Origin of the sequence: Desulfatiglans sp., assembly GCA_012513605.1 — a bacterium.
In the GTDB taxonomy this organism is placed as follows: Bacteria; Desulfobacterota; DSM-4660; order Desulfatiglandales; family HGW-15; genus JAAZBV01.
This window is the reverse complement of sequence record JAAZBV010000104.1, coordinates 16,270-32,180: the sequence shown is the minus strand read 5'-3', so window position 1 is coordinate 32,180 and position 15,911 is coordinate 16,270. Positions and strand designations below refer to the sequence as shown.

The window sequence follows — 15,911 nt, the reverse complement described above, 5'->3', positions numbered from 1 at the left end:
CAGTATTAGTCCTGAAAAACTCTTAACCAATTATTTACTCCACCCCTCTCTCTCAAATGGCAATGAGACAGAGCAGCATGTCTTCTGATATTTTATCTCAAGGCCATACCCCTTTGCATGCGATATGGCCTCTTCTGAAGGGATTGCCATCCTGTTTATGCCTGCATCTATGGCAAGCAGCTCCTTTTGGATATCACCTCTCTGCCTAGCGCAGCCGAGACTTAGCACAGTATCAGGCATCATGAGCCTTGCCTTGATAATTATCTCTGCGATCTCTTCGGCAGTGGGCGGTGTTCTTCCCCAGAGCGGGGTTTTTGGCAGGGGCATAAGGGATATTATCACCAGTTGCCGCGGCTTAAACCCTGCCACCGTTTCAAGGGCATTTGCTTCATGCCTTATTCTGCCATGCTCAAGCCCGCATATAATGTGCGGTATAAAATCTATGCCCTGATCTGCAAGGTGTCTGATCGTTTCATATATCTTTGAAACGCCGTGCCTAACATGGCATATATTCTGATATGTGGAGTCATCCCCTATAACATCCATCAATGCCTGGTCAACCCCTGCCTCTTTAAACCCCTTTGCGGTTTCAGCTTCAAGGATACCGCTGTGTGCAGAGACAAAAAGCCCTGTCTTTTCCTTTATCTCCTTTACTGCCGGCAGGAATTCTTTCCAGGGGAACCTACCCTCACGGTCACATCCGCCTGTAATGAGTATACCTGGGCAGCCTTTTTTTTCATAATCTATTGCCTTTTCCACCAGCGCTTCAGGGGTGATGGCAGGGGGCATGGTTCTTAAAAGCTGGCCCTTACAGTGGTCACATAAAAGGGAACATTTTTTACCGGTAATAGAGATGGCAGGGTAATCTCCCCTCATGCCATCAAGGGAGAACATGCCGGGGAGATACATGGTGATCTTTTTCCCGAACCTCTTCCAGGAGAGTTCTCTTGATTGTTTTAATCTGTCATTAAGGTTCGTCAATTTTTATAATACTCCTTAAAAACTACCCAGCATTTTTTTATTATCTTATCAAGGTCATTCCAGTTGTTTTCCATAAGCTGCCTTCTTTGTGCCGCTATTTGCTGACTTTCTCCATAAAGGTCTATCCATTCCTCCTCATACTCTTTAAGGAGGCCCAGGTCACCCTTTTTTACTGCCTCTGCTGCGTGTTCTCCTGCCATATGGCCGCATATAACTGCCTGGCTAACCCCTGCCCCTGTTATTGGATGGGTGTGGCCAGCAGCATCTCCAACCAGTATGATATTCCCTTTGACGATCTTTCTGGGGGCCTCTGCCGGTATCCACCCTGCATTATAACCTGTGACCTCTCCTGTGATTCGATTCTGCTCCTTCAAATTTTGTAAAAAGTAACATAGTGATCTTCGAATATTATCAGGGCTGCCCCAGCGTTTGATGCCAAGCCCGACATTAGCTGTATCTCCCTTTGGAAAGAGCCATGCATAACCGCCAAAAAAATTTTTATCAAAATATACCTCTGTGCTCTCGGTTGCCTCTGTTAAGTGAACCCTTGCCTGCACAGCCGGTATAAGATTCCTGTTTATTGACCCTATCCATCTCCCCGCCCTTGTGTGTGGCCCGTCTGCACCGATTATAATGTCTGCCTTTATCCGGACCTGTTCCCGCTCTTTGACTGCCATGACACAGCCATTATCATATTCAAGGGCCCTGGTCTCTGTCCAGATAACAGCACCGGCATCTTTCGCATTTTGAGCCAGTGCCTGATCAAGGATATTCCTGTTTATCATAAGGCCGGGCCCAGGGGTTTCTATCATCTTGTTATCCGGCAGAAAACTTTTCATGGTTTTGACAGGCTGGACAATAAAATCCCTTTTACAATCCAGTTCGCTTAAAAGCTGTCTTGGGATAAACTCGGCACACCTTACCGGTTCACCAATCTCCTTTTTTCTGTCTATTAGAAGGACCTTTACACCTGCCAGGGCTGCAATCCCTGCCGCACATGAGCCAGCAGGCCCAGCGCCTATGACAAGGACATTGCACCTCTCCTCCTTCATGAAGCTACCCTGGTCTTGTACTCATCCACCACATTCAGGACTGTTTCAAGCAGCGGGAGGTTTATATGGGTCTGGCTATTAAACGCGCCTTTATAGGCCTCCTTGGCCTGATCCAGCTCGTAACAGGTGGTGTTATCTATGTTGAGCAGTATGCCGGGGATACCAGCCTTTTCAAAATCATTCACATGCTTGGTAAAAAATGGCTGGCAGCAGCAGCCTATAAATGCCTTTTCCCCCAGCCGTTTGATCCTCTCAAGCTCTGATAAAAGGTCTTCAAAGCTGCTGACACACCGCACATCCATTTTTCTTTCCCGGCCAATGTCCCATGCATTTCCAACAGTGCATATGCCGCACTGAAGGCATTCCTTTGTATGGCGGAGGTGGCAATCAAGATTTTTTGCACAGTATGGAAGGAGAAGAACAGAGGGTTCTGCGGCTATCACCTCTTTAAAAGAGCCGTTTGTGACCGATATCTGGTTGCACACCTCAAGAGGTATACCATACTCCGCCCCTATGGCAGCCTTTTCAAGGGCTAACTCAAGGGGTTTAAAAAATTCCTCAGGGCTTATACCGGGTATGGTTATGCGGCCCTCACTGAAAAAACTATCCACAATTTTAAACAGCCCATCACGGGAAAAGGGTTTGCCCCTGAGCGCTGATTCAAGGTCATAAAGTGCGCGGCCTGGAAATGATAGGAAATCGCCTGTAATATAGATATCCTGGATCCTGTTTCTGGCACGGTCAACGGTTATGGTAAATCGTACAAGCCCGTGTTCTACCTTGTTTGCGGCCTGAAGCACCTCTTTCCCAATTGGTTTCGGCTTTACCCTCTCTATCCATTCAGGGGATGAATAGTATTTAACCCTTTTACTGAACAGTGCATCTTCATCTTTTGTAAGCCCTGCGGGTATGAGTTTTATATTAAGGCATTCCTCAAAGCCTTTTACAATGGCCCTTTTAATCTCCTCTGATGATGGCGTATAACCAAGCTCCCAGTTAAGGCAGGTAACCCGCTCCTTTACCGAGTCGATCTCCTTTGCCTTGAGTTTTTCAACAGGTATTTTCAGGCTTTTTAGCATTGTATCAACATCAAAATCTACAAGCATGGTGCCCTGAAAAAAAAATGCCCTGTCAGACTCTGTTCCGCCGGTGCCGGATATCTTTCTGCCGTTTATCTCTATATCGTTCCTGGGGCGAAAGGATGCCTTTAAATCCAAGTGGCGGAGGGCCTTTACTACAGGTTCACAAAGGGCCTTAAACAAACGCTGGTTTGGGATCTCCATTTTGAAGAAATTTTTGCTGCATATGACCTCCCAGCCTATCTGGTTTTCATCAAAAAAGATCGCCCCGCCGCCAGTAATGCGCCTGTTTATCTTTATACCATTTTCAAGGCAGTATGATTCACGTATCTCTTCTTCAATAGACTGGTGATACCCCACAAGTACAGAAGGGGGAGAAAACTGTAAAAAACGTATGGTATCAGGGGTCTTAAGCTCCCCCTTGAGTTCAAGAAGAGTATCATCCATGGCCATATTCTGTGCTGCTGTCATATGGCCAGTATCAAGTAATCGCCATTCCTTCAAAACCGGACTCCAAAAAAATAAAGGGCATGAAAACCATGCCCTTTATAAAAGTTGAGTTAAATATAATTTATTCAGGATGATATAGATGCCTTTGCCACCTCGATAAAGGAGGAGGATGGGAATTTTTCTATAAAATCCTTTAATATCTCGTTAGATTTCGCAAAATTCTTTTTAACCCGGTATATACCTGCAAGGCTCAGCATGGCCTGCTCTTTCGAATAGCCTTCTGATTTGGCAACCGCTTTTTCAAGGATATTTACTGCCGTGTCATAATCCCCTTTTTCTTCATAACAGGTGGAAAGGGCAATCAAAGCATATGAATAATAGGGTTCAGCAGGCCTTTTATCCAGGTAATCCTGGTACTTTTTAATCGCGTCATCATATTTTTTTTCAAGAAAATCGATGTGGGCCATCTGGGGAATAGTAAGAGAGGCAGCCTTTGACATCTTGTACCCTGAAAGCACCTTTCCGAAATCTTCTCTCGCCTTTGAGTAGATTTCCTGCTTTTTTTCAGGGCTTATGTTGCCGGAGATCGCATAATATGCGGTGTTATAAGCATCCTGGGCTTTTGAGTTGCGGTTTTTAAGATATATATTACCGGCTGTAAAAAGAATAATAATCACAAGTATACAGTATCCTGCGATCTGGAGCTGTTTTTTATGTTCCCCGGCCAGGATAAGCATCCGGGCAGAAAAGGTGACAAACTCGTCGTTGGTTGATAAGAGTTGTTTTCTTGATTTTTCCTTTGTCATTTTACTACCTCTTTATGGAAAGTGCCCAGATTGTCTAACAGACACTATATGTTCAGTCAAGTGAAAAGATTTTCCTGATCCACCATAAAATTGATTTTAAATTGAATCATGGTTGACACTTGGGGCAGGTAATTTTAGTATATCGTGCGGTTTTGTGGCTGTAACCAGCTATTGGTAAAAACCTGATCAGGGTACAGTATAGACCCGCTATAAATCATTTTCAGGAGAAACATATGTCAAATGTTGTTGTAGTTGGCGCCCAGTGGGGTGATGAAGGAAAAGGCAAGGTTGTTGACCTGCTGGCATCAAGGGCGGATATGGTGGTTCGTTTCCAGGGTGGAAACAATGCAGGGCACACCCTGGTGGTGAACGGTGTAAAGACCATATGCCACCTGATACCTTCAGGCATCCTTCACAAAGAGAAAAAATGTCTGATCGGAAACGGCGTGGTAATTGACCCCGAGGTGCTTCTTGATGAGATATCAATGCTGACATCAAAGGGTATTGCGATCTCTCCTGAAAATCTCTCCATAAGTCAGAAGGCGCACCTCATTATGCCTTACCACAAGGCCATTGATGTGGCGAGTGAGGCGGCAAAGGGCGATGACAAGATAGGCACAACAGGCCGCGGCATAGGCCCCTGTTATGAAGACAAGGCGGGGAGGCGCGGCGTAAGGGCCATTGACCTACTTGACCCGGAGGTGCTGGCAGACAAAATTCGTACTAATCTCAAAGAAAAGAATTTTCTGCTGACTGAATACTTCGGCACAGGGGCACTTGAATTTGAACCCATATACGATAAATTTTTAGAGATGGCTGAAAAGCTAAAGCCCTATATCGCAAATGTCTCTATACTGGTGGACAGGGTGGCGGAAAAACATGGAAAGATACTCTTTGAAGGGGCACAGGGGACACACCTTGATATAGACCACGGCACATATCCCTTTGTTACATCATCAAACCCTGTATCAGGCGCGGCCTGTGCAGGCGTGGGCGTAGGCCCTGATAAACTCCACCACATCTTAGGCATTGTAAAGGCATATACAACAAGGGTTGGCTCAGGCCCATTTACTACTGAACTTAACGATGAAACTGGTAACTACCTGCAGGAAAAGGGCGCCGAATTTGGCGCCACAACAGGCAGACGCCGCCGCTGCGGGTGGCTTGATCTTGTGATGATGAAGGACTCTATAAGGTATAATGGGTTTACCAGCATATGTATGACAAAGCTGGATGTGCTTACCGGGCTTGATGTGATAAAGGCATGCGTGGCATATGAGCTTGATGGCAAAAGGATAGATTGCATGCCCGCAAGCATTAAAGAACTGGCAAAGTGTACCCCTGTGTATGAGGAATTCAAGGGGTGGAATGGTGATATCTCAAAGGCTAGGGTTGTTGATGAACTCCCAAAAGAGGCAAAAAATTACCTCAAGAGGCTTGAAGAGATAATGAAGGTACCTTTCTCCATCATATCTGTGGGCCCAATGAGGGATGAGACGATAGAGGTTTGCGACCCTTTTGAGGGATGAATAAAGAAGGCCCAAGGCTCAAGGCGCAGGGTTAAAAACGGCATTTGATTTTTTCCTTGCGCCTTTAGCCTTGCGCCCTGCGCCATTTCCAATTAACCTGATTTAACGTTTTAACTATATTGATAAAAACCCATGTCTGAATATAACAAACAATACGACATCATTGTGGTCGGAGCAGGTCATGCAGGGTGTGAGGCAGCCCTTGCTGCCTCTCGCATGGGCCACCCGACGCTTCTTATAACAGTAAACCTTGATCATATTGCAGCTATGAGCTGCAACCCTGCTATTGGAGGGCTTGCAAAGGGGCATCTCGTTAAGGAGATAGATGCGCTTGGCGGTGAGATGGCGAAAAACACCGATGCAACTGCCATACAGTTCAGAAGGCTCAATACAAGAAAGGGTGTTGCTGTGCAGGGGTCAAGGGCGCAGAGTGACATGGACCTCTACAGAAAGCGCATGAAGTCAATCGTAGAGGCGCAGGTTAACCTTGATATACGACAGGCCATGGTGGAGCGGCTCCTGGTGGATAATGGCACGGTATATGGAGTGGAGACCCTGATCCACGAAAGGTTTTTATCAAAGGCAGTAATACTCACCACAGGCACATCACTTCGCGGTTTGATTCATGTGGGGCTTGATCACTTCCCTGCTGGCAGGATGGGTGACCCGGCCGCTGAAGGGCTTTCAGCACACTTAAAAGAGCTGGGATTTGAGATAGGCAGGCTCAAGACAGGCACAACACCCAGGCTTAACAGCCGCACAATTGACTATTCAAGCCTTGAAAGACAGGACGGTGATAAAGAGCCCAGGCCATTTTCTTTTACTACAAAGGAGATCACACTGCCCCAGCTTCCATGTTACATAACCTATACAAATGAAAAGACTCATGATGCAATCAGGTCCGGGCTTGATAAGTCCCCCCTCTATAGCGGCATCATCGAGGGTGTTGGCGCAAGATACTGCCCATCCATAGAAGACAAGGTTGTACGCTTTGCTGAGAGGGAAAGGCACCAGATATTCCTAGAACCTGAAGGGCTTGATACAAATGAGGTCTATCCGAATGGCATACCCACGAGCTTGCCGGTTGATGTGCAGGAGCGGATGGTAAAATCCATACCCGGTCTTGAAAGGGCAGAGATCTTAAGGCCCGGCTATGCCATTGAGTATGATTATGTTAACCCCATACAGCTTAAGCCCACACAGGAGACAAAGCTCGTTAAAAACCTCTACCATGCAGGACAGATAAACGGCACATCGGGGTATGAAGAGGCAGCGGCCCAGGGCATGCTTGCGGGTATCAATGCGGTATTAAAGATCAGGGGTGAAGAGCCACTTATTCTGTCGAGAGCAGAGGCTTATACAGGCGTGCTGATTGATGACCTTGTTACAAAGGGTACAAAGGAACCCTACCGCATGTTTACATCAAGGGCAGAGTACAGGCTTCTTTTAAGGGAAGACAATGCGGATGCCAGATTAAGGAAAAAGGGTTATGAGCTTGGCCTTGTGCCTGAAGAGGTGTACAGGAAATTCCTTGAAAAAATGGGGAGGATAGAGAGGCTTGAAAAGAAACTAAATGAAATAAGATTGATGCCTGACGCCCCCACGCTTGATAAGCTAAAGGATATGGGCACATCGCCAATAAAAAATCCCTCAACCCTTGCGCAGCTTCTAAGAAGGAGCGAGCTCTTTTATGAAGACCTTTTTAGATTTTCGCCTGATCTCGCCGGAGAGGATGCAGTCATATATGAAGAGGTAGAAACAAGGATAAAATATGAGGGGTATATAGCCAGGCAGCAGGAGTATGTGGAAAAGTCCAGGAGGATGGAGGAGGCAGGCATACCTGCTGACATCAATTATGATGAGGTCTATGGCCTGACCAGGGAGGTAAGGGAAAAACTGCATAAGGTCAGACCGGTTAATCTAGGACAGGCATCCCGAATATCTGGTGTAACACCTGCCGCCATTATGGCCCTTCAGGTGCACTTCAAAAGGAGCAGGCAGGATAAGGGTTAACCCAGGAAAATGTCAAATATTTTTGTACACGAACAGTAGTATACCAAATTAAGATAAATTAAACAAAATAAGGCTTAGCCTTCTTTCCAGAAATAATAGAAAAGATGTTTAAGTTTTCCCGGATTATGTCGATATGTAATGCAGAGGGTTTGATACTCTTTTCTCCTATAACCCCCCGCTGCTTTTTACGAGTCGGGGGGTCTCCTTTTTTAGGGATTAACAATCATTCCTTTTCACTCAAAACAATCTTTTCCTTTGCAGTAACTGTTGCCTTTATGCCTGATGCGGAACTGCCCCCCACCATAACTGTAAAATCACCTGATTCTATAATACGCTGCCCATTATCGTCATAAAGGGCAAAATCATCCGGCTTTAATGAAAAGGTTATATTTTGCTTTTCACCGGCCTTAAGCTCCACTCTTTTGAATGCCTTAAGTGATTTTAGCGGTATAGGAAACGAGGCATTATTATCGGTTATATATACCTGAACAACCTCTGCTCCATCACGGTTCGAGGTGTTTTTCAATTCAACAGAGAGGGTAACATCCCTGTCTTTTGTGAGTTCAGGGGGCGTTATCTGGATGTTTGTGTATTCAAATATGGAATAGCTTAATCCATACCCGAATGGATAAAGGGCTTCACCTTCAAAATACCTGTATGTGCGGCCTGCCATATCATAGTTTTCATATGGGGGGAGTTGCTCTTCTGATTTATAGAAGGTAACAGGCAAACGGCCACAGGGATTATAATTACCGAATATGATATCTGCTATAGCCTCTCCACCCGCCTGACCCGGGTACCATGCCTGTATGATCGCAGGGACATTTTCATGCTCCCAAACAAAGGAGACTGCGCTCCCGCTCATATTCACAAACACAACCGGTTTATTAAGTTTCATGAGCGCCTTCAGCATCTCTGTCTGGGCAGCGGGGAGCGAGATCTTTGTCCTGTCACCCCTGTAAAACCCCTCAAACTTTACATCCTCACCCATCTCCTCTCCTTCAAGACGGGGGGTTATGCCGCCCGCAAAAATTATAGCATCCGCATCAGCGGCGGCCTTTATCGCCTCTTCAGCAAGGTCATAGCCCGGCTCATGCCATCCGAACATCACCTGTGCATTGTTGCTTCCATCATAATATTCAAGCCTGAAGGGATAAACCTTACCTGCTGTAAGTTCCACCTCGCAGACGGTTGTCTTCTTGCCCCTGCTTAGCCATGAATCAATAACAGTTTTGTCTTCAAGATAGAGCCTGAAACCATCATCTCCGGTTATCCCTAAGTAATATCTCCCGGTTTTGTCCGGCCTGATGTTTCCCTCAAAGCGGATAGAAAAATTATCCACGGGCATGCCCTCAATGGGTGCGCCATAGGAGTATTCCCTGTTAATATCCTGCTCTGTTGCAACCCTGAAGGGTTCATCCTTAAGCTCAGCATTTGAATAATATGAGGTTTTTACCCCCTTCTCACCATTCACAGAAAAGACCTCTGCCGGCACAGGCTTAAGCTTGTACTTTTCGCCCAAGTAATTTACACCAAGGGCATATGTAACAGTGGCTGTTTCAGGGAGCACCTTTTTTACGCCTGTAAGCACAGTGGAATAGGATACGGGCGTGCCATTATAATTACCCAGCAGCGCCTCATAGTCATCCGCATTGGGGCCAATAACAGCAATCTTTTTAAGCCCTTTTGATAAAGGCAAAATAGAGTTCGCATTTTTTAACAGCACAATAGCCTGCCTTGCTGTCTCAAGCGCAAGCCTGCCGTGATCGGGTGCATTGTTTTTTTCATATGGGGTCTTTGCATAGGAGACCATCTCAGGCGGGTCAAACATCCCAAGTTTAAAGCGGGTGTTCAGCAGGCGCGTCAATGCCCTGTCAACATCTTCCTCTGTTGCAAGCCCCTGGGCTACTGCATCCTTTAAGCCGGGCTCTCCCCATCCGCACCGGACATCTGTGCCGCTTTTAATGGCTATAGCCGCGGCCTCAGGGGAGGTGTTTACGATTTTGTGGTACATAAATATATCTTCAATGGCGCCACAGTCTGAGACAATGTGGCCCTCAAACCCCCACTGGTTTCTGAGGATCTCTTTTAACAGCAGGTCGCTCCCGCAGCAGGCATCCCCGTCGTATCTGTTATAGGCGCACATAACCGCCTCCACATCCGCCTCTGTAACAAGTGCCTTAAAGGCAGGCAGGTATGTCTCCCACAGGTCCCTGTCACTTACTGATATATCAAACTCGTGGCGTAGATGCTCCGGCCCGCTGTGCACAGCATAATGTTTAGCACATGCTGCGGCCTTCATGTATTTGGGGTCATCACCCTGGAGCCCCTTTACAAATGCAACACCTATGCGGGAGGTAAGGTAAGGGTCTTCCCCATAGGTCTCCTGACCCCTGCCCCACCTGGGGTCTCGGAATATATTGATATTGGGGGACCAGAATGTAAGCCCCTTGTACCGGCCATAATCCCCATTTCTGAATGCCTCGTGGTGCTTTGCCCTGGCCTCTGTGGATATTACATCAGCGATTTCATGTATAAGCTCTGTATTCCATGTTGCAGCCAGCCCTATGGCCTGCGGAAATACCGTTGCGTTCCCTGCCCTTGCCACACCGTGCAGCGCCTCATTCCACCACTCATATGCAGGTATATTAAGCCTTTCAACAGCAGGGGATTCATTTGTAAGCTGTGATATCTTTTCATCAAGGGTCATCCTGATAAGAAGATCATTGATCCTGGTTTCAACCGGAAGGGCAGGATTCCAGAAGGAAAATTCATCGCTCTTTTTTTCGCTTACCTCACTCTTATCAGAGCATGAAAAAAAGAGCAGAGAAATAATAGAAAAAATAAATAACCTGATATAGTGTCGCCTCATACTGACCCCTCTTTTTTTTAAAAAAATATTAAAATCACAGTGAAATTAAGATAGTTAAAAAACACAGGTATAGTTTTAGTAGATTTATTGTTTTTGGACAAGATTTTAGTTTGTATCATTTCTTCTTGATTTACCTTCAGAAATAGGTTTATACCCCGCGTGAGGATCAACTGGAAAGGTTGTAAAAGAAACAAGAATGGAAGCAGATAAAAAAGAAAGCCCTAAATATTTGAGGATGAGCCTTGCGGCAGCCATGACCCTTGGTTTTAAGCAGGGGCTCTTTTACCGGAACGCAAAGCTATACTGTATAAACCTGCTCCTCACCTATGATGAGGGGTGTGCGGCAAGGTGTGCCTACTGCGGATTAAGCAATAACAGGCCAGGCGCATATACAAAAAAGAGCTTTATCAGGGTCACATGGCCTGAGTACAGCCTTGCTGAGATAATTGATGGCATTGTAAAAAGGCAGGAGCGGGTAAAAAGGATATGTATCTCCATGCTGACAAATGGTCGCGCGGTTAAAGACACAAAAGAGATATGCAAAAGGCTGCGTTCCGCTTTTGATATCCCTGTATCCCTTCTTATATCCCCAACCATATTAAGATATGAAGACCTTATAGATTTTAAAAACGCTGGGGCAGACAAGATTGGCGTTGCCATAGACCTTGCCACAGAGGAGCTGTTTAATAAATACAGGGGAAATGGCGTTAAAGGGCCGCACAAATGGGATAGATACTGGCAGTGCCTTGCTGATTCTATCAGGGTCTTTGGTAAAGAGAACGCGGGCTCACATTTTATGACAGGCATGGGCGAGACAGAAAGAGAGATGTGTGATGCAATCCAGAGGGTAAAAGATATGGGCGGATATACCCACCTCTTTTCATTCTTCCCTGAGGCGAACTCCCCTATGTCAGAGCACCCCATGCCGCCAATGGCACAGTACAGGCGTATACAGGTTGCCCGATACCTTATAGATAAGCGCATGGCTGACATATCCCGGTTTGTTTTTGATGATAGCGGGCAGATAATAGAATTTGGATTATCCTTAACTGACATGGAAAGGCTTATTGAAACCGGCGAACCTTTTCGCACAAGCGGGTGCACCGGTTATGATGGTGAGGTCGCCTGCAACAGGCCTTTTGCAAATTCCCGCCCCGGGCCGGATATAAGGAATTTCCCTTTCAAACCTGAAGAGGCGGATATAACACGAATAAAAAAACAGATGGAGTGAAAGGGCATAATCAGAATGGGATTTCAGGTTGAAGAGCTAAAACTACAGTACAAGATCAAAAGTAGTCTTTGATAAAAATAACAGCAGCCTGGAATTAAATGTTGCCCAATGTCATAGGCAGACCATGGTCTTTCAAGGAAAGGTTACTCTACCTAGTAAAGCGTTTATCTGTTTAGTGAATCGCTGCATTTCGTAAAGTCTTATCAATCACATCATACCATGTTGTAACTGAATCTATAATACCATCACAGGAGTTGCTTCGGCCTTCAGCAAACAGCTCAAATTTATCTATGCATTCACGCATCTCTTTAAGTGGTGTATCCATACAGCATACAGTTTTTTTCAGGCTTTCCTTCACATCGTTTACTGCATTTTTTTCCTGCGAATAGACAAGTAAAAGAGGTTCGGTGATTCCCGCTTCACGAATTACCCTGCTTATCTGAAAAGCGTTTGAACATATTCGGTTGCAATAATCTGATACTTTTGGATGGGATGATTTTACTTCGTCAAAATGCAGATTCATCATAAAACCTGCTGCCTTTTCTATCCCTATAAAAATGTTTTGAATAGCCTTTATTTCATCTGTAGATTCTTTTTCCCCAATCACCCTGGCCATTGCAGGAGTATAAAAACCGGATAATATATCCACATATTTGGGGTCGTACCAGCCCTGAGCAGCCATTTTATTTAGCCAATCCAGCGTGTCGGTTATCATATTTATTTCATGATGATCATTCTCAGACTTTTCTAACCCCTTTATTGAATCCCTCAGCATATTGTCAAATTGGCTTGCGATTGCTATGATCCTCGCAAAATCACCTATTTTATCCCCTCTTGTTCCCCTTGGGTAACCGCCCTTGCTGGTTAGTCGCTCATGATGATCTCCGACACCCCTTATAACCTTCGCATCATATTTTTTCTTGAGTATGAAGGTTGCCCCTTCAAGGATATATTCACCTATAAGCGGGTGGACCTTTATCTGCCTCTTTTCCTGATCTGTTAATTCATTCCCCTGCTTTTTCCATATGTCGGGGTCAATGGCTATTTTACCAATATCGTGCAGGTATCCTGCCTTTGCAAGATCTACCAGGGTATTTTTACTCAGGCCGTACCCTGTTCCCATCTTTATCGCAAAGATAGCGGTATTCTGGGCATGCTGGACGTACCTGCCTTCATGTTCCTGTTCGTAAAGGATATTAAGGTTTTCCAGCATAATCTTATCAAAATCAATCTGCTTAATGATATTTTCTATCAACTCCGCTTTACCGGTTTCAAAAATAATACTGTGTATTGGAGATTCTTCTTTTAAACGCTCTATACTTGAGATGATGGCTTCATGATTTATTTTACCATCAATGGTCATGCATTTATCAATCCTTTCCCATAATCTTCGCTTTATTATATCTGAAAATGTCCGGGAATCTATTATCCCTCCTTCAGATATTATTTTTGATCCGCGTTTTTCTTTGCCATCTGCATCTGTTATCCTGGCATATATATCCTTTTCAATTCGGTATGATAATCCTTTAGCTGTTCTTAATTTTTGCAGATACCCTTCCTTATGCATAGTTTCAATCAATTCAGGAGGTGTTTCAGCATTTATCAAAATATCATCTTCTAGAAAGACTGTGTCAAAAGTTGAGTTATTGTTATCCATGATATTTTCTCGCCATTTCTGGGTTTATGTCTCAAAGGTTTATTATAATTACAATACATTAAGTAAAAAATCTATAGAAGAGTATAGGTTATCTATAAATGAGCGGACTTTTAAAATCTTTGTTCAGAAGTCAGGGAAAGCAGATAATCAAATTCAAAATCTACTTCTTTTCTTCATCATCAGTATCTATCTTTAGTATTGGAGGCATTCGACAGGCCCTTTAATTAGCAAATCTTTTTGGAAAATCCCTGGGGATGCAATCGCCATTTTCTGCGCCTGATGCCCCTGACAGGGGTGGGATGAACACCTGCGTGAAAAAATACCGGGGCTGTTGCTCCTACTCAAACTCCTCTGACTCTTCTACAGGGTAAAAGAGAAATTCATCGTCATGCAGGGCCTGTTCAGGGTTATCGCCAAGGAGCTTTTCCTCTGCCCTTTGTCTAAACCCAAGGGCCTTGTTTTCCATCTCCCTTATCTTATCACCTATACCCTCTTCAATAAGCATCTGCTTTATCCTGTTGAACAGCTCTTCATTACCAAAAAGGAATCTGCCTTCATCAAGTATCTTGCACGCAACCATATGTTTAAAGGTGTCAAACTTAAGCTGCTCTTTTACCTTTGATACTGTCTTAACAATATAATCTATCTCTTCTTTTGTATAGGGACTGATAAGAAGATTGCACTTTTCTTTGTATATTTCATGGTCAAGCCTGTCCATAATGCTATCTGCATGATCATCCTTTACAATCACGACTATGTCCATGTCTGAACCCTGGACAACTTTTCTGGTGCTCCTTTCCGGTCTTGGCACATCATGCGCCATGTTAAAAACGATATCCCCTGTAATAATAAAACATGCCTTTTCCTTTGTGCCATATTCAAATCTGCTCATAAGTGAAGAGACTATATTATATGCAAGGTCGCGTTTGCCCCTGCTTATTTTTTCTATTCTTCCAATAAGAAAATCGGCCTTTTCAATAAGAAGTGCAGGGTCATCTGCGAGTCCTATTACAGAGTAGGTCAAAAACTCCCTCATGATGGATGGTGATAAACGTGCATAACCCTCTATCCTCCTGTCAAGGCGGAGGTATCTTGTTCCTATAGTCTGCACCTTCAGGGTAGGTGACAGTTTGCATGTCCTTAAAACCATGAGAGGGTCTTTTTTAAAATGAGAGATAAGATCAGAGCCTATAAGAGGGCCTTTTTCCTTAATAATCTCTATGATCCTTTTTTCTGTATCCATTCTTTTAAGCTTTCAGCAAAAAACTTTAATACAAGTGGGAGTCTGCTGAAAATATTATTAGCAGCTGATATGAAATCACCTGTATCACTTATTCCCTGTACCCATCAGGCATATGCCTTCCATCCACATATACCCTGTTCATTTCATCAAGGGCAAATCTCCCCTCTGCAATCATCTCAATAGTGCGGGGGAAAATAACCCAGTCCCCTTTTTGTTTAAGCGCTTCCTGATGCCGGTCAACAGTCTGCTTCAGGAGCGCTGCATTATTTTTAAGAGCATCGATCGATTCAGTAAGTTTTACCTCAACAGGTGCGGAAACCATGAGCAGGGGGCCGGTATCCACACCCTGGTCTGTCCAGAGGGTGGATGCCCTCAGATATCTCTCTCCTGCAAGGATAGCATCTGCCACAGCATGGTCACCTGTGTATCTCCTTTTACCATCAGGGGTTAAAATAGACAGGTCTGCCGGGTGTACATTTACGCAGCCCTTAAGTGTAGTAACGCTCATGTAGCCACCCAGGGCAATAAGATCAATATCAAATGCGGCAACAAGATTAGCTGCAACCCCGTCATACTCCTTTCTCGCCTCAAGCCCGGAAACAGTATGCACTGTGCGGCCTAAACCCCGCATGGCGTGAAACCTGCGTATATCATAACTGAAGTAGGGGAGCCCGTTTTCAAGGGCAATCCTTTCCCCCTGACATGCGCCGTCCGACCTGTCACTGAATATAAACTTAACCTGAAATGGGGATATGCCCCCAGCCAGCATCAGCTCCTTTTCTCTTTTTAAAAGCATCTTTATATTGCTCCCTGAGCCTGACATAAAGGCAGCCACCTTCATGGGGCCATTTTTATTTTCAGGGTTATAGAACGGGACAGTTTTCATGTTTTCCTCATTTCTGGTACGAATATCATAAGAGTATCCGTTTTTATTAAATATTTTTGATGTTTTTTCCGAAGTATACATATATTGTTTCTTTTTCTTTATCAACCCTGAT

At 44.8% G+C, this 15,911-nt stretch carries 11 protein-coding genes; 3 read left to right on the top strand and 8 right to left on the bottom strand.

Annotated features, from left to right (window positions below):
• Positions 1 to 30 precede the first annotated feature (30 nt).
• From GX654_14415 to GX654_14400, 4 genes are all read right to left on the bottom strand, one after another.
• Entirely contained in the window at positions 31 to 981 is a 951-nt protein-coding gene (locus tag GX654_14415; protein ID NLD38057.1) for a radical SAM protein, read from the bottom strand.
• Positions 978 to 2,033 carry an NAD(P)/FAD-dependent oxidoreductase gene (locus GX654_14410; GenBank protein ID NLD38056.1) on the bottom strand — a complete coding sequence of 352 codons (1,056 nt, stop codon included), beginning with the start codon at positions 2,031 to 2,033 and terminating at the stop codon, positions 978 to 980. The genes GX654_14415 and GX654_14410 overlap by 4 nt, the downstream gene beginning before the upstream one ends.
• On the bottom strand, positions 2,030 to 3,616 hold the full coding sequence (locus GX654_14405; GenBank protein ID NLD38055.1) for a DUF116 domain-containing protein: 1,587 nt from the start codon (positions 3,614 to 3,616) through the stop codon (positions 2,030 to 2,032). Before GX654_14405 ends, GX654_14410 begins: the two co-directional genes overlap by 4 nt.
• Positions 3,617 to 3,687: 71 nt before the next feature.
• Positions 3,688 to 4,368, bottom strand: coding sequence for a tetratricopeptide repeat protein (locus GX654_14400; GenBank protein NLD38054.1), 681 nt, complete (start codon positions 4,366 to 4,368; stop codon positions 3,688 to 3,690).
• Positions 4,369 to 4,601: 233 nt separating this feature from the next.
• On the opposite strand from GX654_14400, the gene GX654_14395 reads away from it, so the two are divergent.
• Together GX654_14395 and mnmG are read left to right on the top strand one after the other, a co-directional pair.
• Complete coding sequence (locus GX654_14395) at positions 4,602 to 5,897, top strand: adenylosuccinate synthase (protein ID NLD38053.1); 1,296 nt, start codon at positions 4,602 to 4,604, stop codon at positions 5,895 to 5,897.
• Between the two features lie 132 nt (positions 5,898 to 6,029).
• The gene (gene mnmG / locus GX654_14390) at positions 6,030 to 7,910 is read left to right on the top strand and encodes a tRNA uridine-5-carboxymethylaminomethyl(34) synthesis enzyme MnmG (GenBank protein ID NLD38052.1); all 1,881 of its coding nucleotides are present in this window, start codon (positions 6,030 to 6,032) and stop codon (positions 7,908 to 7,910) included.
• Between the two features lie 223 nt (positions 7,911 to 8,133).
• On the opposite strand, the gene GX654_14385 is transcribed toward mnmG, so the two are convergent.
• Positions 8,134 to 10,782: a glucan 1,4-alpha-glucosidase gene (locus tag GX654_14385; GenBank protein ID NLD38051.1), complete on the bottom strand. Its 2,649-nt coding sequence runs from the start codon at positions 10,780 to 10,782 to the stop codon at positions 8,134 to 8,136.
• A 196-nt stretch (positions 10,783 to 10,978) separates the two neighbouring features.
• Between GX654_14385 and GX654_14380 the strand changes: the two genes are divergently transcribed.
• Complete coding sequence (locus GX654_14380) at positions 10,979 to 12,013, top strand: radical SAM protein (protein NLD38050.1); 1,035 nt, start codon at positions 10,979 to 10,981, stop codon at positions 12,011 to 12,013.
• Between the two features lie 172 nt (positions 12,014 to 12,185).
• Here GX654_14380 and GX654_14375 read toward each other — a convergent pair whose 3' ends face one another.
• The 3 genes from GX654_14375 to GX654_14365 all read right to left on the bottom strand — a co-directional run bounded on the left by GX654_14375 (position 12,186) and on the right by GX654_14365 (position 15,799).
• The gene (locus tag GX654_14375) at positions 12,186 to 13,670 is read right to left on the bottom strand and encodes an HD domain-containing protein (protein ID NLD38049.1); all 1,485 of its coding nucleotides are present in this window, start codon (positions 13,668 to 13,670) and stop codon (positions 12,186 to 12,188) included.
• A 337-nt stretch (positions 13,671 to 14,007) separates the two neighbouring features.
• Positions 14,008 to 14,913 (bottom strand): hypothetical protein, encoded by a 906-nt coding sequence (locus tag GX654_14370; protein NLD38048.1) that lies wholly within the window; start codon positions 14,911 to 14,913, stop codon positions 14,008 to 14,010.
• A gap of 88 nt (positions 14,914 to 15,001) precedes the next feature.
• Positions 15,002 to 15,799 (bottom strand): formyl transferase, encoded by a 798-nt coding sequence (locus GX654_14365; GenBank protein ID NLD38047.1) that lies wholly within the window; start codon positions 15,797 to 15,799, stop codon positions 15,002 to 15,004.
• Positions 15,800 to 15,911 lie beyond the last annotated feature (112 nt).

What these genes read in the sequence shown, in the direction of transcription:
- GX654_14410 (NLD38056.1), bottom strand. Translation starts at nt 2,033, where the DNA reads ATGAAGGAGGAGAGGTGCAATGTCCTTGTCATAGGCGCTGGGCCTGCT.
- GX654_14400 (NLD38054.1), bottom strand. Translation starts at nt 4,368, where the DNA reads ATGACAAAGGAAAAATCAAGAAAACAACTCTTATCAACCAACGACGAG.
- GX654_14395 (NLD38053.1), top strand. Translation starts at nt 4,602, where the DNA reads ATGTCAAATGTTGTTGTAGTTGGCGCCCAGTGGGGTGATGAAGGAAAA.
- mnmG (NLD38052.1), top strand. Translation starts at nt 6,030, where the DNA reads ATGTCTGAATATAACAAACAATACGACATCATTGTGGTCGGAGCAGGT.
- GX654_14385 (NLD38051.1), bottom strand. Translation starts at nt 10,782, where the DNA reads ATGAGGCGACACTATATCAGGTTATTTATTTTTTCTATTATTTCTCTG.
- GX654_14380 (NLD38050.1), top strand. Translation starts at nt 10,979, where the DNA reads ATGGAAGCAGATAAAAAAGAAAGCCCTAAATATTTGAGGATGAGCCTT.
- GX654_14375 (NLD38049.1), bottom strand. Translation starts at nt 13,670, where the DNA reads ATGGATAACAATAACTCAACTTTTGACACAGTCTTTCTAGAAGATGAT.
- GX654_14370 (NLD38048.1), bottom strand. Translation starts at nt 14,913, where the DNA reads ATGGATACAGAAAAAAGGATCATAGAGATTATTAAGGAAAAAGGCCCT.
- GX654_14365 (NLD38047.1), bottom strand. Translation starts at nt 15,799, where the DNA reads ATGAAAACTGTCCCGTTCTATAACCCTGAAAATAAAAATGGCCCCATG.